The sequence below is a fragment of the Microbispora sp. H10836 genome, from assembly GCF_012999525.1.
GTDB lineage: Bacteria > Actinomycetota > Actinomycetes > Streptosporangiales > Streptosporangiaceae > Microbispora.
This window is the reverse complement of record NZ_JABBWU010000035.1, coordinates 37,295-58,440: the sequence shown is the minus strand read 5'-3', so window position 1 is coordinate 58,440 and position 21,146 is coordinate 37,295. Positions and strand designations below refer to the sequence as shown.

Sequence of the window (21,146 nt, the reverse complement as noted above, 5' to 3'; positions counted from 1 at the left end):
CTGGCTGTATGTGATCTGGCACTGCTGGCAGGACGGCGTCGCCTACGACCCCGCCAAGCACGGAGCCCTCCAGGCCCTGCTCAGACAAGATCAACAGGCGGCGGCTTGACACAGGGCTACTCATGCCACCCCCCTCGCCTCGCGGCTCGGGGTCGCCTGATCGCAACGCACCGTGCCCGCTGATTCGCTCGCTTCGCTCGCTCATGCCAGACCTCCCGCCTGCCTGAGCCGCAGCCGCTCGACGGCGCGGCGCGCGTTGTCGGCCAGCCGTACGGCTTCCTCCTCCAGCGCCCGCGCCCCCTCGTCGGTCAGGCGGTAGTAGCGGCGCAGCCGTCCCTGCCGCACCTCCTCGCGGTCCGCCTCCACGAATCCGTCGGCCGCGAGCCGGTCCAGCACGCCGTACAGGGTGCCGATCTTGAGCTGGACGCGTCCCCCGGAGAGCCGCTCGACCTCCTGCGCGATGCCGTAGCCGTGCCGCGGCTCGTCGACCAGTGCGGTGAGAACGAGAAAGGCGGGCTCCGTCATCGTCCGTGCTGCTGTCACGTTGCCACTATATATCGGGAGGCATGATATTGGCGCGCTCCGAGCATCGTCGGGGTGGCGAACCCTGATGTGCCTGACCCGTAATGTGCTGTTACGGTAGGCCGCGGTGTGCCGGGAAGTCGGGTCGGCGACGTCGTCGCATCGCCCGTACGGAGGTTTCCGGTGATTCGCAGGACAGCAGTCCGGCACTGCGCCGGCGACGAACGCGCTCGTGGCCGCGGGGACGGCCGCGAGAGCGCGGAGCGACGGCCATGAGACTGTTCTGGGCCGCGCTGGGGCGCTTCCACCATCCTGCGCAGGTCATCACGACGGTGTTCGGGGTGACGATCCTCCTGGGGACCACCCTGCTGTCCAGTCCGATGGCCACGGCCTCGGGCGAGCCCGCGGGCTGGATCACCGCCCTGTTCACCGCGACCTCGGCGGTGTGCGTGAACGGGCTCACGGTCGTCGACACGGCCACGCACTGGTCGGCGTTCGGCGAGGTGGTCATCGCCGTCCTGATCCAGGTGGGCGGTCTCGGCATCATGACCCTCGCGACCGTCTTCACCCTGCTCGTCTCCCGGAAGCTGGGCCTGCGCGCCCGGCTGTCCGCACAGGCCGAGGCCAAGGTGCTCAACGCCGGCGACCTGCGGCGCGTGGTGGGCAAGGTCGTCGTGTTCAACCTGCTCTGCGAGGCCGTCGTGGGGACCGTCCTCACGCTCAGGTTCGTGCTCGGATACGGCGAGCCCGTCGGGCGCGGCCTGTACCTGGGCATGTTCCACGCGGTCTCGTCGTTCAACAACGCCGGTTTCGCGCTCTGGCCCGACAGCCTGGTCAGGTTCACCGCGGATCCGTGGATCTGCCTGACCGTCGCGACGGCGGTGATCGTGGGCGGGCTCGGCTACCCGGTGGTGTTCGAGCTGCGCCGGTCCTGGCGCCGCCCAGGACGCTGGTCGCTGCTCACCCGCATCACGCTCGCGGTCACCACCGTCCTGCTGGCCGGGGGCACGCTGGTCTTCCTCGTCACGGAATGGACCAATCCCAGCACGCTCGGCGGCATGGACGGCAACGGCAAGCTGCTCGCCTCCTTCTTCACCGCCGTCATGCCGCGCAGCGCCGGGTTCAACAGCATCGACATCGCACAGATGCACCCCTCCAGCTGGCTGGTCACCGAGCTGCTGATGTTCGTCGGCGGCGGCAGCGCGGGCACCGCGGGCGGTATCAAGGTCACCACCCTGGGCCTGCTCGCGTTCATCGTCTGGGCGGAACTGCGCGGCGAGAGCCGGGTGAACATCGGTCACCGCCGCCTCACCGAGGCGGCGCAGCGGCAGGCGGTCTCGCTCACCGTGCTGAGCGTGAGCCTGGTCGCGCTCTTCACCTACGTCCTGCTGGTGCTGACACCGCACTCCCTCGACCGGGTACTGTTCGAGGTCGTCTCCGCCTTCAGCACGACCGGACTGTCCGTCAGCGTCGCCCCCGAAGCCTCTCCCGCCGCGCAGGTGCTGCTCACCCTGCTGATGTTCGTCGGCCGGATCGGCCCGCTCACACTGGGTTCCGCACTGGCGCTCAAGGAGCGCGGCCGCCGCTATGAATTACCTGAGGAGGACGTCATCGTTGGCTGACATGAGAAACGACCCCGTCGCGGTGATCGGTCTCGGCCGCTTCGGCACCTCGCTCGCCCTGGAGCTGGTGCGGCGCGGCACCGAAGTGCTGGCCATCGACCATCGCCCGAAGGTGGTGCAGAGTCTCGCGGGCCAGATCACCCACATCGCCACCGCCGACGCCACCGATCCCGAGGCGCTGCGTCAGCTCGGCCTGCCGGACTTCTACCGGGCGGTGTGCGCCATCGGCAGCGACCTGGAGGCGAGCATCCTCACCTCGTCACTGCTGGTGGAGATGGAGATCGACGACATCTGGGCCAAGGCCGTCAGCCGTCAGCACGGCCGCATCCTCAGCCGGATCGGCGTCCAGCACGTGGTCTTCCCCGAGCACGACATGGGCGAGCGCGTGGCCCACCTGGTGAGCGGCCGCATGCTCGACTACATGGAGGTCGACGAGAACTTCGCCCTGGTCAAGACCCTTCCGCCCAAGGAGTACGTCGGGGTCCCCCTCGGCGAGTCGAGCCTGCGCCGCAAGTACGGCGTGACGGTGGTGGCGGTCAAGCGGCCGGGCGAGGAGTTCACCTACGCCACCGCGGAGACCGAACTCGGCTACGGTGACGTGATCATCGTGTCCGGGCGTACGGACCAGGTCGAACGTTTCGCGGAACTGCCGTGACGGGGTGACGGGAAGGCCGAATATCCGGCTTCACCGGCCATCACGTCACGAATTCGAGTAACGTCACTACTCGTTGTGATCAGGTGGGGCGCGCCGCGACTTGACCGGACCGGCCCCAAATCGTGCCATCCGTCGCGGACGACGGGGAGTGCCCCGATCGCAAGACGGGAAGGAGTAAACCCATCAGGAAAGGAATCATGTGCTGACGTGGGGGCCGGCAATGGAGTCGCGATGAGTTCCCAGAGCATCCTGCGCGCGTTGCCGTTCATCGCGATTCTCCTGGTCGTCGTCGTCGACCTGATAACGGGCCCCGGTGTGGGCTTCCTGCCGCTCCTCACCCTCGGTCCGGCCTTCGCCTCGGTCGCGGGCGGCGTGCGGCGCACCGTCCTGGTGGGGGTGCTGGCCCTGGGCATCTGCCTCCCCCTCGCCGTCTACGACGGTCTCCTCGGCAGACCGCAGAACAACCTCACCATCGCGGCCATCATCGGCGTCACCGCCGCGAGCATGCTCGCCAGCAGGCTCAGGAACCGGCGGGAGCGCGAGCTGGCCGACGTCCGCCTGGTCGCCGAGGCGGCCCAGCGAGTGCTGCTGCGCCCCGTCCCCCGCCGCGCCGGCGACCTCCGGGTCGCGCTCTCCTACACCTCCGCCGCCGCCGAGGCCCAGATCGGCGGGGACCTCTACGAGGTCGTCACCACCCCCGACGGCGTACGCATCCTCGTCGGCGACGTGCAGGGCAAGGGCCTGGAGGCGGTGGAGACCGCGGCGTGGGTGCTCGGCGCCTTCCGCGAGGCGGCCTACGACCAGTCCGAACTCGCCGGCGTGGTCGAGCGCGTGGAGACCAGCCTGGCCCGGCACCTGAGCGGCGAGAAGTTCGTCACCGCCATCGTCGCGCAGGTCCACGACGGGGAGATCTCGCTGCTGAACTGCGGCCACCCGGCTCCCCTCGTGCTGCGGCACGACGGCGGTGTCCAATTCGCGGAGCCGCAGGAGGAGGCCCTCCCGCTCGGGCTCGGCATGCTCGGCTCGCCGCGCCCGAAGCCCCACCGGGTGCCCTTCGGGGAGGGCGACCAGATCTTGTTCTACACCGACGGCGTGGTCGAGGCCCGGAACCGGGAGGGCCGCTTCTACCCCCTCAAGGAGCGGGCGCACCTGCTGCGCGGCGCCGATCCCCAGGCGGCCCTCGACGGACTGCGCGCCGACCTGCTGCGCCACGTCGGCGGCCCGGTCCCCGACGACGCCGCCATGCTCCTGCTGCACCGCCACCCTGGATGAGCCCGGCACCCTGGATAAGCCCGGCACCCTGGATAAGCCCGGCACCCTGGATAAGCCCGGCACCCTGGATAAGCCCGGCCTCCCCGATGAGCCCGGCACCCGGCCGGGCCGCGGCCCCTACTAGGGATGCTCGCCTCTGGCGCGGTCGCGGAGCCTGCCCACCAGCGTGGCCGCGGCCTGCCCGACCCTGCGGGGCACGGCGTGCGCCGGACTGGCCGCGAAGCTCGACTCGTCCAGCATGTCCTTGACCATCTGCAGGGCGATGCGGTTGCGGTTCGGCGTGCCCTGGACCAGCGCCTCGGTCAGCTTCTGCACCTGGTGGCTCTTCACCTTCGCCGGCAGCGGCGGCTCGTGCTGGTCGACCAGGCATTCGACGATGACCGGCCCGTCCCAGGAGAGCGCCTCGTACATCTGGTCGGCGCAGGTTCTCGGGTCCGTGATGCACATCCCCCGGGCTCCGCACGCTTCGGCGAACTGGACGAAGTCGATGGGGGCGAGGTTGACGCCGTACTCGGGATTGCCGAGGAACACCATCTGCTCCCACTTGATCAGTCCGAGAGAGTTGTTCTTCGCCACCACGATCTTGATGGGCAGGTCGTGCTGCACGGCGGTGAGGAAGTCGCCGAGTTGCATCGTCAGCGACCCGTCCCCGGTGAAGGCGACGACCTGCCGTCCCGGGTAGGCGACCTGCGCGCCGATGGCGTACGGCAGGGCCGCCGCCATCGAGCGGTTCGTGCCGGAGAAGCTGAACATCTGCCCCCGGCGGATCTTGATTTGCCGGGCCGCCCAGCTCGTGACCGTGCCCGAGTCGCCGCACACGATGGCGTCCGGCGTGAGCGCGCCGTTGAGCGCCCAGGCGGGCACCTGTGGCTTCATCGGCATGTCGGTGCGCGTGCCGCGCTCCTCCATGAGCCGCCACCACTCGCGCATCCCCTGCTGGGCTCTGGTCAGGAACGACCTGTCCTCGTTGCGGGTCAGCAGTGGCAGGAGCTCGGCGAGGGTGGCCCACGCGTCGCCGGCCAGCGGCACGTCCACCGGGTAGCGCAGGCCGAGCCGTTCCGGCCTGTCGTCGATCTGCACGCCCACGGCCTGCCCGGGCGCGGGGTAGTACTCGATGTACGGCATGGTGGAGCCGACGATCAGCAGCGCGTCGCACTCCTCCATCGCTTCCTCGCTCGGGCGGCTGCCGACCAGGCCGATGGGCCCCGTGGTGTAGGGGCTGTCGTCGGGCACGCAGTCCTTGCCGAGCTGGGCCTTGACGATCGGCGCGCCGAGCTTCTCCGCGACCGCCTCGAGTTCGTCCACCGCGCCGCGGGCGCCCGCCCCGGCGAGGATGAGCGGCCTGCTGCGCCCCGACAGCGCCTGCGCGGCCGCGTCGAGGTCCTGCCGGCGCGGCACCCGGATCGGCGGCCGGTACGCGGTGGAGGTGTGGCCCTCGACGTTGCGCCGGAAGCGGCTGCCCGAGCCGGCCGGGGCCGCCTGGTAGTCGATCGGGAAAGTGAGGTGGACCGGGCCGCGCTGGGTCAGCGCCGTGCGCACGGCGTAGTCGGTGACGTTGACCACGTGCGTGGTCCCATGATGCGCTGGTTGTACAGCGCCACGTCGTCGAACATGTAGTCGGTGTTGACGTCCTGGAGGTAGCTGGTCCCGACGAGGTCGTGGTAGGTCATGCCGCTGATGGCCAGGAGCGGCGCCTGGTCGGTCCGCGCGTCGAGCAGCCCGTTGAGCAGGTGCGCCGCGCCGGGACCCGAGGTCGCGAAGCACACGCCGAGCCGCCCGGTGAACTTGGCGTAGCCGACCGCCGCCATCGCGGCCACCTCCTCGTGGCGGCAGTGGATGTAGCGCAGGTCCCGCCTGCGGTTGTGCAGGGCGTCCATGAAGCCGTTGATGCCGTCGCCCGGCAGGCCGAAGACGACGTCCACCCCCCACTGGATCAGCCGGTCGACGAGGACGTCCGCGGCGGTGAACTCATCGCTCATGATGGGTCTCCCTCGGTGAGAAGCGTACGCGCCGTCTGGCGGCGAGTGCCGCCGCGACGGCGACGGCGGCCCCCACGCCGACGGCGGCTGCCGCGCGCGGGCCCCCACGTCCGCCGGCTCCGTCTCCGGCCTGCACGATGGCGCTGTCGAGGGCGCTGTCGGCGGCGCTGTCGACGGCGTGGCCGGCCGGCCCGGACTCGCCCTCGCGGATCGCGAGCGCGAGCACCTGAGCCAGGTGCAGAGGCCTGCGGCCGGTCCCGGCGGTGATCTGCCCGCGGCAGCTGAACCCGTCGGCGACGATCAGCGTGCCGGGGCCGGCGGCGCGCACCTTCGGAAGCAGCACCCGCTCCCCCGCCGCCATCGACACCGCGTAGTGCTCGCCGGCCTCGTACCCGAAGCCGCCGGCCATGCCGCAGCAGCCGGAGTCCGGGATCTCCACGTCCAGCCCCATGTCGCGCAGCAGCGCCCGCTCGGCCTCGAATCCCATCACCGCGTGGTGGTGACAGTGCACCTGGACGAGCGCCTCGCGCCGCAGCCGGGGCCGCGGCCAGCCCGGCGCGTGCCGGGTGAGGAACTCCGACAACAGGTAGCTGTTGGCGCGCAGCCGCCCCGCGTCGAGGTCGTCGGGCAGCAGGTTGGTCAGCTCGTCGCGGAAGACGGCCAGGCAGCTCGGCTCCAGGCCGACCACCGGGATCCCCGCCTCGACGTGCGGGCCGACCGCGTCCAGCACCCGGCGCAGGTAGCGCCGCGCGAGCGTGAGCATCCCGTAGTCGTACAGCGGGCGACCGCAGCACAGCGGGCCCTCGGGCAAGATGACGCGGAACCCGGCGGCCTCCAGGACGTCCACGGCCGCGACCCCCACCTCCGGCTGGAAGTGCTCGGTGAAGGTGTCCGGCCACAGCAGGACCGGCGGCCCTCCCGGGTTGCGCGGCACGTGCGTGGCCATGACGCGGCGGAACGTGCGGGGCGCGAAGCGCGGCGTGTCGCGCTCCACGGCGATCCCGGCGGCCAGCTTGACCAGCCGCCCGAGCGCCGGCGCGTGGGTGACGGCGTTGGCCAGGCGCGGGACGCGCGAGGCCAGCCGGGCCCACACGTCGACGAGCCCCAGCGCGTACGCCTGCCGGGGCCGCGGCCTGCCGGCGTAGTAGTGGTGGAGGAACTCGGCCTTGTAGGTGGCCATGTCCACCTTCACGGGGCAGTCGCTCTTGCACCCCTTGCAGGCCAGGCAGAGGTCGAGGGCCTCGTGCACGGCCTCGCTGCGCCAGCGGTCTCCGACCGGCCCCGCGCTCTCGGCCATCTCCTGCAGCAGCCGGGCCCGGCCCCGGGTGGAGTGCTTCTCCTCGCGGGTGACCATGAAGCTCGGGCACATCACCCCGCCGGACAGGTGACGGCACTTGCCCACGCCGAAGCAGCGGCCGGCCGCCTCGGTGAAGCTGCCGCCGTCGAGCGGGTAGCCGAAGACGTGCTCCAGGTCGAGCGGACGGTACGCCGGCCCCTCACGCAGGTGCGCGTCCAGCGGGTAGGGGTCGATCAGCTTGTGGGGGTTCATCCGGCCGTCGGGGTCCCAGACGCGCTTGAACTCCTCGAAGGCCCGCATCAGCTCGGGCGGGAACATGCGCGGCCACAGCTCGGCCCGCCCGTGCCCGTCGCCGTGCTCCCCCGACAGCGATCCGCCGTACGCGACGACGAGGTCGGCGGCCTCCTCCATGAACCTCCGGAAGGCCCGGACGCCGTCGAGGCTGCGCAGGTCGAAGTCGATGCGGCTGTGCACGCATCCCTGGCCCCAGTGGCCGTAGAAGACGGCGTCGTAGCCGTACCGGTCGAGCAGGCGCAGGAAGTCGCGCAGGTAGGGCCCGAGGACGTCGGGGTGGACGGCGGCGTCCTCCCAGTTGGGCCAGCCGCCGTGGCCACCGAGCCCGACGGGCATGCGAGCGGTGCCCGCCGAGTGGCGCCGGATCTCCCACACCGCGCTCTCGTCGGCCGGGTCGTCGTAGAACCTGCAGCTCGGACCGTGCGGGCGCATCCGGACGGCGCGGACCAGCCGCGCGGCCCGCGCGTCGGCCTCGCGCTGCGTCTCGCCACCGAACTCCACGAGCAGCCACGCCCGGCCGGAAGGCAGCAGGTTCTCCCCGCCGAAGCGGAAGCCCTTGGCCTGGAGGTTGGTCACGACGTGGCGGCTGGTGAACTCCAGCCCGATCGCCCCGAACCGCAGCAGCCAGGGCACGTCGTCTCCGGAGGAGGGGATGTCGGGGTAGCCGAGCACGACGAGCGCGCGGCGGGGCGGCAGCCGCACCAGCCGGCAGGTCGCGTCGAGGGTCAGCGCCAGCGTGCCCTCCGAGCCCACGAGCGCCCGCGCGACGTGGAAGCCGTTCTCGGGAAGCAGCGCGTCGAGGTTGTAGCCGGACACCCGGCGGGGGATGTCGGGCAGGCCCCGGCGGATCACGTCGGCGTAGGTGTCGCGGATGTGGCGCAGCCCGGCGTAGATCGCGCCGCGCCGCCCACCGGCCGCGATGACGCACTCCAGCTCGTCCTCGCCGGTGGCGCCGACCCGCATGCGGGTGCCGTCGTAGGTGACGACCTCCAGGTCCTCGATGTTGTCGACCGTTTTGCCCGCCGTCACCGAGTGGGTGCCGCAGGAGTTGTTGCCGGCCATGCCGCCGATCGTCGCGTGGTCGTGGGTCGCGGGGTCCGGGCCGAAGGTCAGGCCGTACGGCGCGGCGGCGTCCCTGAGCCGGTCGCAGATGACGCCGGGCTGCACCCGCGCCGTACGGCGCATGGGGGTGAGCTCGGCGATGCGGTCCATGTGGCGGGTGAAGTCGAACACCACGGCCCCGTTGACGGTCTGCCCGGTCAGCGAGGTGCCGCAGCCGCGGGCGAGCACGGGAGCGCCGAAACGACGGCACACCTCCAGCGCGGCCTCGACGTCCGCGGCGTCCCTGGGCGTCACCACGCCGACCGGCACCTGCCGGTAGACGGACGCGTCATAGGCGTACATGGCCCGGTCGCCGCCGCCGAACCTCACCTCGCCCGCGACGGCCTCGGCGAGCCGGTCGCGCAACTCCTCGGCGTACGGGGGCAGCGGCGGGTTCCTGGCCTCTGCCGCCCCCGGCCCCGCGCGGGGCGGCGCCGGCGGCTCCGGTCTCGGGAAGACACGGGTCATGTCCGCCTCCTCGCGGATCTCGCCGGCCCGCCGGACGCGTATGGCTGACAGCGGCGTCTGCGGCGGCCTCTCGCGCGACCCTTCCCGCCGAGCGCGGGCAGGACCACGGGGGTGGGTAACAGCACGGCGGGGATTCGCCCATGCGGGCCGTGCGATGTTCGGGTCTGCCGCGGACAAAGCCCCCATGACCTGCCGTTTCGTTTACGCGTACGGGGGGCGGGAAGGGCACCCCGGGCGAGCCGTTCGATGCCGGAGTCGATCATGAACGTGCAGAGCAACGCGGTGAAGAACGCGGGTGACACCGTGGCGTCGGCGATCGGCAGCGTCGCGGGCGCCGTGGCCGACCCGAAGGGCGCCCTGAAGCAGGCGAAGTCGGCCGTGTCGTCTCCGAAGCCGCTCGCCGTCGCCGCCTGCCTCGCCGCCGCCTACGCCCTTGGCTGGCGGCACGGTCACCGGGCCGCGACGCGCTGAGGGTCGCGGACGCCGCGTTCCCGTACGGCTCATTTGCTATCCGGAGGCGGACATGACCGAGATCGTGGGTGAGAGCCTGGCCCGGCGGCTGGTGGAGTGGGGGGTCGACACGATCTTCGGGCTCCCGGGAGACGGGATCAACGGCCTGATGGAGGGCTTCCGCCGGCACCGGGACAGGCTGCGGTTCATCCTGGTGCACCACGAGGAGGCGGCCGCGTTCATGGCGACCGGCTACGCGAAGGCGACCGGCCGTCTCGGCGTGTGCGCCGCGACCTCCGGGCCGGGCGCGATCCACCTGCTCAACGGGTTGTACGACGCCAAGCTCGACCACGTGCCCGTGCTGGCCCTGACCGGCATGCAGGAGACCTCGGTGCTGGGCACCCACTACCAGCAGGAGGTCCATCTCGACCGTCTCTACCAGGACCTCGCCGCCTACAACCTGATGGTCACCAATCCGCAGCAGATGCCCGGGGTGGTCGACCTCGCGGTGCGCAACGCGCTGACCAGGCGGACGGTGTCGCATCTGACCTTCCCCAACGACATCCAGGTGGCGCCCGCGAGCGAGGACCCGTACCGCCACATCGGGCCGGGCAACCCGCCCGCGAGCCTGCCGACCTGCTCCAGCCTGCCCCTGCGCCCCGTCGAGGAGGACCTGACCAGGGCGGCCGAGGTGCTGCGGCAGGGCGAGCGGATCGCCATGCTCGTCGGCGTCGGAGCCCGGCACGCCCGCGAGGAGGTGCTGGCGGTCGCGGACAGGCTGGCGAGCCCGATCGTCAAGAGCCTGCCCGGCAAGTTCGTGGTGCCCGACGACCACCCGCTCACCACGGGCGGGCTCGGGCTGCTCGGCACCGCGCCGAGCGAGGAGCTCATGGAGGAGTGCGACACGCTGCTCATGGTCGGCACGTCCTTCCCCTACGGGAAGTACCTGCCGCCCGACGGGCAGGCCCGGGTGGTGCAGATCGACGCCGACCCCACCCTGCTCGGCATCCGCCGGCCGACCCAGGCGCCGGTCACCGCCGATGCCAGGCTCGCCCTCCAGGCGCTGCTGCCCCTGCTCGAACCGTCGAAGGACCGGTCGTTCCTGGAGAAGTACCAGCGCAAGATGGACGCCTGGCGCGAGGACATGAAGGCGCTGCAGGACCCCTCACGCCACCCCATCGCGCCGCAGTACCTCATGGGCTGCGTCGACGACGCCGCCGCCGACGACGCCATCCTGACCTGCGACTCCGGGACCATCGCGACGTGGGCCGCGCGGCACTGGACGATCCGCGGCGGGCGGGAGTTCTACCTGTCGGGCAACCTCGCCACGATGGCCCCGGGCCTGCCGTACGCCGTCGGGATGCAGCACGCCTTCCCCGGCCGGCAGGTGATCGCCTTCGTGGGCGACGGGGGCTTCGCCATGCTCATGGCCGACTTCCTCACCGCCGTACGGCACGAGCTGCCCATCAAGGTCGTGGTCAACAACAACAACAGCTACGGGCAGATCCTGTGGGAGCAGATCATCCTCGGCTATCCCGAGTACGCCGTGCGGCACCGGCAGCCGGAGGCCGACTTCTCCGCCTGGGCCCGCGCCTGTGGGGCGTACGGCGCGAAGATCAAGGATCCGGTGGACCTGCCGGGCGCGATCCGCGAGGCGCTGGCGCACGACGGCCCGGCACTGGTCGACTGCGACGTCAATCCCAACGAGCCGCCCATGCCGGGCAGGGTCAAGTACGAGCAGGCCAAGCACTTCACCGAGGCGTTCCTGCGCGGACAGCCACACAAGGCCGGCGTCCTCGCCACGGTGGCCCGCGACAAGATCAACGAGCTGCTTTCCTGAGGGTCGCGCCCTCCTCCGGAGCCGGCGGAGCGTGTGCGAGGGCCGCTCCGGCCGGTGCCGGAGCGGCCCTCGCGCAGGACTTCCGGGCGTGCGCGACGGTCAGCGGTGCGGCGAGCCGGCGCCGAGGCTCTGCTTCGGTCCGCGCTCGGGGCGTAGCGTCGTACTCCACAGCACCGCGGATCGGGCGTCGCGCAGGCGTACCGTCAAGTCGCCGCTCGGGCCGTCGATCTCGATCTCGCCGAAGTGCTGGAAGCCCTCCATCGGGGATGCGTTCGCCTGCGGCGGCGCGTGCACGAACTCGGCGCGGGGTCCGAACGTGCCGTCGAGCACGTTGGGCCCGAACGCGCCGGCGTTGAGGGGACCGGAGACGAACTCCCAGAACGGGTCGAAGTCCTTGAAAGCCGCGCGGGCGGGGTCGTAGCTGTGCGCGGCGGTGTAATGGACGTCGGCGGTGACGAACACGATCCCGCGCACGCCGCGCCGCTGGGCCGTGCGGAGCACCTCGGCGAACTCCAGCTCACGCCCGAGCGGCGCGCCCGCGTCGCCCTGGGCCACTCCCTCCTGCGCCGTGGCCCCGTCGGGGACCACGAGGCCGAGCGGCAGGTCGGCCGCGATGACCTTCCAGGTCGCGCGGCTCCTGCTCAGGCCGTCGATCAGCCAGCGCCGCTGCCGGTCGCCGAGCAGGCCGCGGCGCGGGTCGGCGTAGCGGTTGTCGTCGTTGAGGTCCTTGTAGGTCCGCATGTCCAGGACGAAGACGTCGAGGTGGCGGCCGTAGGACAGCGTGCGGTAGACCCGGTCGTCGCCGATCGGCACCCACTCGTGGAACGCCTGCCGGGCACGGGCGGCGAGCACGTCGACGTTCTTCTCGGTGTAACGGGCGTCGTCGAGGATCTGGCCGGGGTACCAGTTGTTGCGGACCTCGTGGTCGTCCCACTGGTTGATCTGCGCCACCTCGGCGGCGAACGCACGATAGTTGGCGTCGAGCAGGTTGTACGCGAACTGCCCGCGATACTCGGCGAGCGTCTCGGCTTCGACTTCTCCGGGGTCGTGACGTTGCGCCAGACCCGGCCGTCCGGCAGCGTCACGGTCGCGGTGAGCGGCCCGTCGGAGTAGACGGTGTCGCCGCTGCACAGGAAGAAGTCCGGGCCCAGGCGGCGCATCTCCTCGAAGATGGTCATGCCGCCGATGTCCGGGTTGATCCCCCAGCCCTGCCCGACGATGTCTCCGGACCAGACGAATCGCACGTCGGGGCGCTGGTCGTCCCTCGGCGCGGTGACCAGCGACCCGCTCACGGCCTCGCCGGCCGCGCCGCGCTCGTTCTCGACTCGCACGCGGTAGTGGATTCGCCGGCCCGCGGGCAGTCCACGCAGGCGCACCCGTCCGGTCAGATCGGTGTCCGGAGTGAGCCAGGGTCCCCGGACGGTCTCCGCGTTCCGCAGGTCCGGACGGGTGCCGTACTCGACGACGAGCCGCCCCGGCCGGTCCGCGCGGCCCCAGACGACCGCCGAGTCCACCGTCGCGTCGCCGCTCTGCACGCCGTGGCTCAGCTCGGGCCGGCCGGAGACGACGTACGCGGGCGCGGACGCCGGACGGCGACTCCAGGGCGGGCGCCGGGACGGGCACAATCGTTCAAGACCGCCACCACGCCATGGGCTACAACGGTCCCCGGCGTGCCGCCGGGTCGGCACGGGGACGTGTGCGGGGAGGCGAACGGATGGACGTGGGTTTCGTCGGTCTCGGGATCATGGGGCAGCCCATGGCCCTCAACCTGGCCCGCGCGGGAACCCCCCTCGTGGTGTGGAACCGCACGGCCGCCAGGAGCGAGCCGCTGCGCGCCGCGGGCGCGGACGTGGCGGGCAGCGCGGCCGAGGTGTTCCGGCGGTCGCGGGTGGTGCTCCTCATGCTGGCCGACGAGGCCGCGGCCGACGCGGTGCTGGAGCGCGGCACGCCCGGCTTCGCCCGCAACGTCGCGGACCGGGTCGTGGTCCACATGGGCACCACCTCCCCCGGCTACTCGGCCGGGCTGGAGGCCGACGTGCTCGCGGCCGGGGGCCGCTACGCCGAGGCGCCGATCTCCGGCTCCCGGGTGCCCGCCGAGCAGGGGCGGCTGGTGGCGATGCTGGCCGGCCGGCCCGGGACGGTTGAGGAGGTCCGCCCGCTGCTGAAGCCGATGTGCGCCAAGACGGTGGCGTGCGGGCCTGCGCCCAGGGCTCTGCTGACGAAGCTCGCGGTCAACATCTTCCTGATCACGACGGTCACCGGCCTGGCGGAGTCGCTGCATTTCGGCGAACGCCACGGGCTCGACCTCGGGCTGCTCGTGGACGTGCTCAACTCGGGCCAGATGGCCAGCGACGTGTCGCGGGTGAAGGCGGTCAAGCTGGCCGGGCGCGACTTCGCCGCCCAGGCCGCCATCGCCGACGTGCTGAAGAACAACCGGCTCATCGCCGAGGCCGCGCGGGAGGCCGGCATCGCCTCGCCGCTGCTGGACGTCTGCCACACCCTGTTCGGCGAGACCGTCGCGCTGGGCCACGCCGACCTGGACATGGCCGCCGTCGTCCACGCGATCGAGGCCAGGACACACGTCGAGGCCAGGGCACACGGAGAAAGGACATGCGGATGACCTCTCGACCGATCGTCGTCGTCACCGGAGGGACGCGCGGGATCGGCCGGTGCACGGTCGAGCGGCTGTGCGCGGACGGTTTCGGTGTCGTCTTCACGCACTCGAACTCCGACGCCGACGCCAAGGCGCTGGAGGACGACCTCGGCCGTCGCGGCGCCCTCGTCCACGGCGTACGGCTCGACGTGACCGAGGAGGACGCGCCGGAGCGGCTGTTCGAGCTGGCCGAGTCCGCCGGTGACGTCGCGGGTCTGGTGAACAACGCGGGGGTGACCGGCAGGCTCGGGCCGTTCGCCGAGCTGACCGACGCCGACCTGCGGAGGGTCGTCGAGGTGAACCTCATGGCGCCGGTGCGGCTGTGCCGGGAGGCGGCGCGGCGCTGGACCAGCCGGACGGCCGCGCCCGAGACCGGCCCGGTGATCGTCAACGTCTCCTCCGTCGCGGCGCGCACCGGTTCCCCGCACGAGTACGTCGCCTACGCCGCGACCAAGGCCGCGGTCGAGACGCTGACCGTGGGCCTGGCCCGGGAGCTCGCCCCGGCGGGCATCCGGGTGAACGCCGTCTCTCCGGGGACGGTCGACACCACGATCCACGCCCGGGCGGGTGAGCCGGGACGGGCGCAGCGGGTCGCGGCGCGGATCCCGATGGGACGCCCCGGCAGGCCGGAGGAGATCGCCGAGGCGGTCGCGTGGCTGCTGTCGGACCGGGCGTCCTACGTCACCGGGGCCGTGCTGAACGTCGACGGCGGGCTCTAGTACGCCTCCTTCCGAGAAGCGCCTGTCCCCGTACCTCAGACAGAGGCAGAAGGCTCGGCCGCGACCGGCGGCCGAGCCTTGACCTGAGACGTCCCGCTAGCTGACCCAGCCGCCGCACGTCCAGGAACTGGGCGTGGTCGAGCCGATGCCCCAGCAGGCGTGGAACCGCTCGCTGCCCTGCGAGGGATCCGACGGAACGGTCCCGGTGTTGTGCGTGCCGAAGTTGCCGAACTCCACCCGCTTGGTCTGCGTGTGCGTGGTCAGCCAGCCATAGCTGCCCCACAGCTGCCGCTCGATCTTCACCCACCACGGATTGCAGCAGCTGTCGCTCGTGTCCCAGACCAAGCGTCCATACCGGGTGGAACAGTTGGTGCCGACCACGTGCGTGCTCCAGGTGCCGTTCCAGCCCCAGTAGCTGCTGGCGCTGTTCACGGTTCCGCACGCCGCGTTCGCGGGCTGGCTGGCGACCAGCGGGATGGAGATGCCGATGAGGAGCGCGATCGCCGTCGAGATCATTGGTCGTGTGAGTCGCATAGCCGCAAGAGTCGATCAGCGCCCTACCTCGGAGAAGACCTTTGCGCGGTAACGCAAAGGGGTCCGTCGAGGAGCCTGCGGCCCAGCGGCGTGAGGCCGTGCAGGACGGCCGGACCACACCGGGTGCTAGTGATGAGGCCCGCCTGCCTGAGGGTCTTGGTGTGCCTGCTCATCGCGGCGAGTGAGGTGTGGAGCCTGGTGGCGAGTTGCGTCGTGGAGGCACTGTCGCGGAGGGCGGCGAGGACGGCGGCGCGGGTGCCGCCCATGAGGTCGGCGAGGGAGTCCGCCGGGTCGGTGATCGTGTTCCGGCGGTGTTCGGGCGCGATCGGGTAGACCAGGACCGGTGGCAGGTCCTGGTCGGCGAGCGGCAGGGGCGTCGCGCCCCTGAAGAACGACGGCACCAGCCACAGGCCCCGGCCCTGGAGGCGCAGGTCGTGATCGACGGGGTGGCGCACTTCCAGCGCCGGTGCACGCCAGCGCATCAGCGGTTCGAAGCTACCTAGCAGCGCCTCGACACCCCCGGCGAGCAGCGCGCCGACGCGGGCCGCGACGTCGGCCTCGACGCTGGCGCGAATCAGGTCATCGTGGTGGTCTGCGCGCGGGGCGGTCGCCAGGCGGGTTCGTGCGATGTCGTCGGCGGTGAAATGAATTCGCAGCACGACACAGAGCTTCGGCAGCCCTTCTTGACACGGCCTTGCCGCTGCCGATCGTGACCGGCGGAAGGGGTCTCACCTGCATGTATACCTCGTCTATACCGGGGCGTCGGATGCTCGTGGTCATGTCGAATCGGGGTTGGGAGTTCCGGCTTCTGGGGCCGGTCGAAGTGGGGCACGGGGACACGACGATCACGGTCGCCAGGCGCGCCCAGCGCTGCCTGCTCGGCCTGCTGCTGCTCGACGCGGGACGGGTCGTCCCGGTGGGCCGGTTGCTGGAGCTGCTGTGGGACGACCGCCCGCCGGCCAACGCCCGCGGCATCCTGCACAGCCACGTCACCCGGCTGCGCGGCACGCTGGACCCCAAGCGGACGGGGTCACGGGGGTTCCGGCTGTTGCGCCAGGGTGACGGCTATCTGGCCCAGACCGATGTCGGCGCGGTCGACGTCCACCGGTTCCGGGACCTGGTCGGGCAGGCCCGCCGGTCGGCCGCGCCGGGGGTCCGGTCGCGGCTGCTGAAAGACGCCCTGGCCTGCTGGCGGGGTCCGCTGCTGGCCGACGCCGCGAGCGATCGGCTGCGTGACCGGCTGGGGGTCGGGCTGGAGGAGCTGCGGCTGGGCGCGATCGAGGCCCGCGCGGAGGCCGAGCTGGAGTGTGGGCGGCACCGGGAGCTGCTGCCCGACCTCGCCGATCTGGTGCGGCTGCATCCGCTCAGGGAGCGGCTGATCCGGGCGTACATGATCGCTCTCTATCGCGACGGCCGCAGGCCCGACGCGCTGGCGGGGTATCGCCGGGCTCGCGGCGACTTCGTGCGGGAACTCGGCCTGGAACCGACCAGGGAGCTCCACGAGCTGCACGACCGGATGGCCCGCGCGGACCCCTCGCTCGACTTCAAGCCGTCGAGGGCGTCCGCGCGGCGCTGGTCGTGGCCGGCGACCGGCTGACAAGCCGCTACCAGCCGGTGTAGTTCACCTCAGGGCTGCCGAGGTGGTTCTTGAACACGGTGGCGAACTCCTGGGCGCCTCTCCTGGTGGGGTGCAGGGAAGAGCGGCTCGCGCACCGGCCCCCGTCGGCGATGCAGCCGTCCCAGATGTCGGTGAAGTCGCCGGGGCCGGTCTTGGTGAAGATCACTTTGTTGACCCATGGGTCGGCGTCGCACGCTCCGTGACCGGCGAAGGCCGGCAGGGAGTCCGCGAAGGACACCTCGTTCCCGGCGTCCCGCAGCACCCGCACCGTGTTCTTCGCCTCGGTGACGAAATGGTCGGCGAGCCGTTGCAGCATTCCGATCTCGTCCTGGTCGAAGCGCTGGCAGACGGTGCCGCCGACCACGTTCGGATAGCCCATGAGGACGATCTTCGCCTTCTTCCCCCGGTTGCCGTCCTTGTTGTGCGTCCTGCTCTCGATCTGCTGAAGGATGTCGGCGACGTTGGCCGGGAGGTTGTACTCCGTCTTGGTGTTCAGCACGTCGGTGATGCGAGCCCTGAGCTGGTCCTCGTAGGGGCTGCCGCCGGCTTTGCAGATGATCAGGTAGCAGCCGGTCAGGACGCCGGACCAGTCGGCGTCGTTGGCTCCGAGCGACAGGGCGACCAGGGTCGTGTTCTTGGTCAGGAAGCCGCTCTCGATCTGGGCCGCCTCCCGGAACCTGCCCTCCGCACGACCGCGATAGTCAGACCAGTCGCCGATCGGCTCGTCCATGTACGCGTACCGCGGCACGAACACGTCCCGCGACTCGGCACCGGAACACGCCACGAACGCGAAGTCCAGCCGAGGGTCGAAGGAGTCGGCGAGCTGGCCGACGGTCTGGGTCTCGCCCGGGAGGACGGTCTGCCTGATCCAGGCGTCGTTGCTGCGCCGGCAGGCGTTCCAGCGCGGCGTCTTGTAGCCGAAGTCGGTCTCGGCGGTGTAGCTTCCGACTCCTTCACCCGAGGTGATGGAGTCGCCCATGGCGACGACGAAATGCTTGGGCCGTTTCGCGAGCACCTGGAAGGCGATCGCGTCCCAGGCGATGGCGGCCGAGCCGTCGCCCTCGTCGTTCAGGTTGGTGAGCGACACCTTCGGTCTCCCGCCGAACTGGAAGACGCCGAGGTTGTACCACTGGTTCTGCTCCCGGCTCTGGTTCAGGTAGCGGGTCTCCGTGGCGCCGTTGCCCAGATCGACGGTGTAGGGGGCCTGCTGGGTCTCCGCGCGCCGTTTCGGGATGTGGACCAGGACACGGGCCCACCCGTTGATGTCCTCCTCCGGCTCCCAGGTGCCGGTCACCTGCATGACGCCGCCGTTCCTGGCGCTGGTGCGGGTGTACCCGAACCACTCGTGACCGCCGAACCCGTTGCCGAGCTGCTGGAAGTCGGCCCTGGCGGGGACCCTGCCCGCGGAGTCCTGGGCGAATGTGAAGGACAGGGTGCCGCGGTTGGTCCACTGGCTGTTGTCGCAGTTGCCGCGCACCGCCGGGACTGTCACGTCGTCGACGATGAGGACCTTCGTCGTGTCTCCGCCGACGGCGGGCAGCCCGGGCGTCTTGCAGGGCGTCCATTGGTCGGTGGGTTCGGCGCGCTCGGTCGAGGCCCAGGTCGAGTCGTACCGGAGAGCCGCCTCATGCCCGCACGCCGACGCGCAATCCTTCCATTCCTTGGAGAAGTGCCACCAGCACTTGGAGTCGGACCGCAGGCAGGTGCCGCGCCCGTTCCCCGACGACGGCGGCTGGCACTCGTTGCCGGGCGCGCAGAAGGCGTTGTTGTCGACGATCCCCGTGTTGGAGACCGTCGGCACGATCATGGTGCGGTAGCCCTCGGTGGTCCACCACGCGTAGTTGTAGCCGCCCTCGGAGACGTTCTTGTTCTGGGCGGCGTCGAAGTAGGTCTTGGTGATCGGCCACGCCGCCCAGCCCAGCACCTTCTCCTGGTAGGGCCAGTCCTGCGGGTGCGCCGCGTCGGCGTAGCTGTTGTTGTCGAGGAAGGGACGGCGGTCCTGCCGGTAGGACGGGTTGGCGGGGTTGTTCAGCCAGCCCACCCCCCAGGCGCCGTTGTTCGGCGTGCCGTTGTTGTCGATCTTCCAGGCCTCGGCCTTGGCGTGCCAGCCGGAGTTGTACGCCCACACCGCCAGGTACCAGTTCTCGATCTTCGCCGGGTCACCGTCGTTGACCTTCGCCAGCCCGTCGGTGTCGGTCCGGATCTGGTTCCACTTCTCGGCCAGGGTCGACATGCCGGCCGCGATGTTGGTGACGTAGTCGATCGCCACCCGCTTCTGCTTGTTCGCGCTCCACAGGGTCGCGTCGCCGCGCATGTTGTCGGTCTGCTGGGAGATGCCGTAGCCGCAGTCGGCCTTGGTGAAGTCGACGTCCCAGTCGTTGGCGGGGTTGGAGTCGTAGATGTTGACGCCGTAGAAGTTGCCGACCAGCGGGTTGCCGGTCTCGCCCTCCAGCACGCTGCGCTGGGCCTGCCAGAGGTTCGACTCCTGCGCGAGGATGCCGAACATGATCGACACCGGGATGCGCCCGCCGCCCTCCAGGTCCGGGACCGGGAACTCGGTCTGCGGGTTCCACGCGGGCAGCCCGGAGCCCTTCCAGCCGGTCGGCCGGGTCACGGTCAGCCGGTTCTTGAAGACGAGCTGGTCGACCGCCCACTCCACCTGCCGCCAGTGCGGCTGGTACACCTGGATCGACGGGTCGTTACGCGGGATGGCGCACCGGTAGCCGGTGTCGACGGTCCCGTTGACGGCGGTGGTCGCGGCGGGGCCCACTAGTTTGAGGGCCAGCGCCAGCTTGGGGTTGGTGGCGCGTCCCGAGGCCGCCGCCGGGAGCAGATCCTCGCCCGGCTGCACCTCGAAGCCGACGTCGGCCTTGGTCGTGACGACCTGTGCGGTGATGTCGACGGGCTCGGCGTCGGGCACGTCGGGGCTGACACCGGGTTTGTCATCGCCCAGGATCGTCGCGGCCGGCGGTCCCGCGGGCGGCGGGGCGCCGGGGCCCGCGCGCAGGCCGCGCCGGGCCGCCGCCGTGACGGCGAGGCCGCCCTCGGAGGAGACGTCGGCCGCCGCCGGGGCGTCCAGGAGCGACACGCCCTGCGGCAGGGCGGCCTTCCGGTCGGCCCGGCCGACGAGGAAGACGCGGCCGTTCGTGCCCGACTTGACCGTCAGCTCGCCCAGGCGGCCCGACGCCAGTTCGCGGGTCGTCCCGCCCAGATACTGGCGGACCTTGACCGACGCGCCGTCGCGGGTGGCGAAGGCCACGCCGCCGTCGGCGGTCGCCCGTAGGTCGAACGGCACCGAGTCGGTGGCCGCGAGCTTGGTGAGCTCGCCGCCGGCCCGCACCTCGACGAGCCGGGCGCCGTCGGCCGCCACCACGGTGTCCCCGACGGGGACGGCCGAGGTGAGCTGGCCGCTGACCACGACGGCCCGGGTCACGCGTTTGGCGGCGGTGTCGACGGTGAGCAGGCGGGTGGTGCCGCGCTGCTCGCTGACGCCCTGGGTGAGCGTGACCGTGTCGCCGGCGCCGCAGCCCGGGTTGAAGTAGGCGAGCGTCACCTGGTCCCGGAGCTTGGTGACGGCGCCGGTCTTGACGTCGATGATCGCGGCGAAGGCGCCCCGGCTGAAGAGCCAGTCGCGGTTGGTGAAGTGGCGCGGCGCGTAGACGGCCACGATCCTGGTGCCGGACCCGGTGAGGCAGGCGTTGCCGATCCACTGGTCGGTGTCCATACCGGGCTCGGTGAGGGTGGCGGCGGTCCGCCACTGGTAGCCCGAGGCGGCCGTCGCCGTGAGCACGTGGAACCCGGTCGCGTCACCGGCCGTGGTGACGGCAAGGTCGCGCGAATTCTGCCAGTTCGCGCCGAGCACGCGGTCGCGTTTCTCCGGCTGGACGGACGACGGTTCGAAATGCTGCGGCGGTGGGGTCGGGGAGGGCGCGGGCGGCTCGGCCAGCGCGGGGGTCGCAGGGGTGAGCAGGGTGGCCAGACTGGCGGCGATCGTGGCGCCGATGAGGAGCAACCGCCGGGGGTGTCTCATACTCGGGAGCATCGGCACGCCGGCTTGACACGGCCTTGCCATCGCCCGTCGGCGGCCGGCGGGCTCGGGGCGGCGCCACCTGTACAGGCTGG

At 71.5% G+C, this 21,146-nt stretch carries 16 protein-coding genes and 1 pseudogene; 8 read left to right on the top strand and 9 right to left on the bottom strand.

All coding sequences use genetic code 11. The features are described 5' to 3' along the window. Positions 1-201 precede the first annotated feature (201 nt). Positions 202-543 carry a PadR family transcriptional regulator gene (locus HHX30_RS38615; protein ID WP_310742108.1) on the bottom strand — a complete coding sequence of 114 codons (342 nt, stop codon included), beginning with the start codon at positions 541-543 and terminating at the stop codon, positions 202-204. Positions 544-794: 251 nt separating this feature from the next. On the opposite strand from HHX30_RS38615, the gene HHX30_RS38610 reads away from it, so the two are divergent. From HHX30_RS38610 to HHX30_RS38600, 3 genes are all read left to right on the top strand, one after another. Next, positions 795-2,144, top strand: a complete 1,350-nt coding sequence (locus HHX30_RS38610; RefSeq protein WP_169988903.1) for a TrkH family potassium uptake protein — start codon at positions 795-797, stop codon at positions 2,142-2,144. Position 2,145: 1 nt separating this feature from the next. Beyond that, positions 2,146-2,799, top strand: coding sequence for a TrkA family potassium uptake protein (locus HHX30_RS38605; protein WP_249350911.1), 654 nt, complete (start codon positions 2,146-2,148; stop codon positions 2,797-2,799). Positions 2,800-3,030: 231 nt separating this feature from the next. After that, positions 3,031-4,071, top strand: a complete 1,041-nt coding sequence (locus HHX30_RS38600; protein WP_169988901.1) for a PP2C family protein-serine/threonine phosphatase — start codon at positions 3,031-3,033, stop codon at positions 4,069-4,071. Positions 4,072-4,191: 120 nt separating this feature from the next. On the opposite strand, the gene HHX30_RS38595 is transcribed toward HHX30_RS38600, so the two are convergent. The 3 genes from HHX30_RS38595 to HHX30_RS38590 are packed head-to-tail and all read right to left on the bottom strand — an operon-like array spanning position 4,192 to position 9,210. After that, on the bottom strand, positions 4,192-5,634 hold the full coding sequence (locus HHX30_RS38595) for a thiamine pyrophosphate-dependent enzyme (protein ID WP_211593374.1): 1,443 nt from the start codon (positions 5,632-5,634) through the stop codon (positions 4,192-4,194). Then, positions 5,595-6,050 carry a thiamine pyrophosphate-binding protein gene (locus HHX30_RS41075; RefSeq protein WP_211593372.1) on the bottom strand — a complete coding sequence of 152 codons (456 nt, stop codon included), beginning with the start codon at positions 6,048-6,050 and terminating at the stop codon, positions 5,595-5,597. The genes HHX30_RS38595 and HHX30_RS41075 overlap by 40 nt, the downstream gene beginning before the upstream one ends. Continuing rightward, positions 6,040-9,210: an FAD-binding and (Fe-S)-binding domain-containing protein gene (locus HHX30_RS38590; protein WP_169988900.1), complete on the bottom strand. Its 3,171-nt coding sequence runs from the start codon at positions 9,208-9,210 to the stop codon at positions 6,040-6,042. The genes HHX30_RS41075 and HHX30_RS38590 overlap by 11 nt, the downstream gene beginning before the upstream one ends. A gap of 261 nt (positions 9,211-9,471) precedes the next feature. On the opposite strand from HHX30_RS38590, the gene HHX30_RS38585 reads away from it, so the two are divergent. Further along, positions 9,472-9,681: a hypothetical protein gene (locus HHX30_RS38585; protein WP_169988899.1), complete on the top strand. Its 210-nt coding sequence runs from the start codon at positions 9,472-9,474 to the stop codon at positions 9,679-9,681. 52 nt (positions 9,682-9,733) lie between these two features. Beyond that, positions 9,734-11,500 (top strand): thiamine pyrophosphate-dependent enzyme, encoded by a 1,767-nt coding sequence (locus HHX30_RS38580; RefSeq protein ID WP_169988898.1) that lies wholly within the window; start codon positions 9,734-9,736, stop codon positions 11,498-11,500. 99 nt (positions 11,501-11,599) lie between these two features. On the opposite strand, the gene HHX30_RS42340 is transcribed toward HHX30_RS38580, so the two are convergent. After that, a complete protein-coding gene (locus HHX30_RS42340; RefSeq protein WP_311923027.1) occupies positions 11,600-12,631 on the bottom strand; it encodes an alkaline phosphatase D family protein in 1,032 nt (343 codons plus the stop codon). 8 nt (positions 12,632-12,639) lie between these two features. Further along, positions 12,640-13,014 (bottom strand): annotated as a pseudogene (locus HHX30_RS43920) (PhoD-like phosphatase N-terminal domain-containing protein); the annotation flags it as partial. A gap of 200 nt (positions 13,015-13,214) precedes the next feature. On the opposite strand from HHX30_RS43920, the gene HHX30_RS38570 reads away from it, so the two are divergent. Both HHX30_RS38570 and HHX30_RS38565 read left to right on the top strand, forming a co-directional pair. After that, entirely contained in the window at positions 13,215-14,120 is a 906-nt protein-coding gene (locus HHX30_RS38570) for an NAD(P)-dependent oxidoreductase (protein ID WP_169988897.1), read from the top strand. Beyond that, positions 14,117-14,872 carry an SDR family NAD(P)-dependent oxidoreductase gene (locus HHX30_RS38565; protein ID WP_169988896.1) on the top strand — a complete coding sequence of 252 codons (756 nt, stop codon included), beginning with the start codon at positions 14,117-14,119 and terminating at the stop codon, positions 14,870-14,872. Before HHX30_RS38570 ends, HHX30_RS38565 begins: the two co-directional genes overlap by 4 nt. Positions 14,873-14,968: 96 nt before the next feature. Here the strand turns inward: HHX30_RS38565 and HHX30_RS38560 are convergent, their stop codons facing one another. After that, positions 14,969-15,406 (bottom strand): hypothetical protein, encoded by a 438-nt coding sequence (locus HHX30_RS38560; RefSeq protein WP_169988895.1) that lies wholly within the window; start codon positions 15,404-15,406, stop codon positions 14,969-14,971. 23 nt (positions 15,407-15,429) lie between these two features. After that, positions 15,430-16,065 carry a helix-turn-helix transcriptional regulator gene (locus HHX30_RS38555; protein WP_169988894.1) on the bottom strand — a complete coding sequence of 212 codons (636 nt, stop codon included), beginning with the start codon at positions 16,063-16,065 and terminating at the stop codon, positions 15,430-15,432. A gap of 119 nt (positions 16,066-16,184) precedes the next feature. On the opposite strand from HHX30_RS38555, the gene HHX30_RS38550 reads away from it, so the two are divergent. Next, positions 16,185-17,003 (top strand): AfsR/SARP family transcriptional regulator, encoded by an 819-nt coding sequence (locus tag HHX30_RS38550; RefSeq protein ID WP_169988893.1) that lies wholly within the window; start codon positions 16,185-16,187, stop codon positions 17,001-17,003. Positions 17,004-17,010: 7 nt separating this feature from the next. On the opposite strand, the gene HHX30_RS38545 is transcribed toward HHX30_RS38550, so the two are convergent. Beyond that, on the bottom strand, positions 17,011-21,054 hold the full coding sequence (locus HHX30_RS38545) for a hypothetical protein (protein ID WP_169988892.1): 4,044 nt from the start codon (positions 21,052-21,054) through the stop codon (positions 17,011-17,013). Positions 21,055-21,146 lie beyond the last annotated feature (92 nt).

Excerpts from the sequence above, each read along its gene's own strand:
- HHX30_RS38610 (WP_169988903.1), top strand. The coding sequence starts at position 795 with ATGAGACTGTTCTGGGCCGCGCTGGGGCGCTTCCACCATCCTGCGCAG.
- HHX30_RS38605 (WP_249350911.1), top strand. The coding sequence starts at position 2,146 with ATGAGAAACGACCCCGTCGCGGTGATCGGTCTCGGCCGCTTCGGCACC.
- HHX30_RS38600 (WP_169988901.1), top strand. The coding sequence starts at position 3,031 with ATGAGTTCCCAGAGCATCCTGCGCGCGTTGCCGTTCATCGCGATTCTC.
- HHX30_RS41075 (WP_211593372.1), bottom strand. The coding sequence starts at position 6,050 with ATGAGCGATGAGTTCACCGCCGCGGACGTCCTCGTCGACCGGCTGATC.
- HHX30_RS38590 (WP_169988900.1), bottom strand. The coding sequence starts at position 9,210 with ATGACCCGTGTCTTCCCGAGACCGGAGCCGCCGGCGCCGCCCCGCGCG.
- HHX30_RS38585 (WP_169988899.1), top strand. The coding sequence starts at position 9,472 with ATGAACGTGCAGAGCAACGCGGTGAAGAACGCGGGTGACACCGTGGCG.
- HHX30_RS38580 (WP_169988898.1), top strand. The coding sequence starts at position 9,734 with ATGACCGAGATCGTGGGTGAGAGCCTGGCCCGGCGGCTGGTGGAGTGG.
- HHX30_RS38570 (WP_169988897.1), top strand. The coding sequence starts at position 13,215 with ATGGACGTGGGTTTCGTCGGTCTCGGGATCATGGGGCAGCCCATGGCC.
- HHX30_RS38565 (WP_169988896.1), top strand. The coding sequence starts at position 14,117 with ATGACCTCTCGACCGATCGTCGTCGTCACCGGAGGGACGCGCGGGATC.
- HHX30_RS38560 (WP_169988895.1), bottom strand. The coding sequence starts at position 15,406 with ATGCGACTCACACGACCAATGATCTCGACGGCGATCGCGCTCCTCATC.
- HHX30_RS38550 (WP_169988893.1), top strand. The coding sequence starts at position 16,185 with ATGTCGAATCGGGGTTGGGAGTTCCGGCTTCTGGGGCCGGTCGAAGTG.
- HHX30_RS38545 (WP_169988892.1), bottom strand. The coding sequence starts at position 21,054 with ATGAGACACCCCCGGCGGTTGCTCCTCATCGGCGCCACGATCGCCGCC.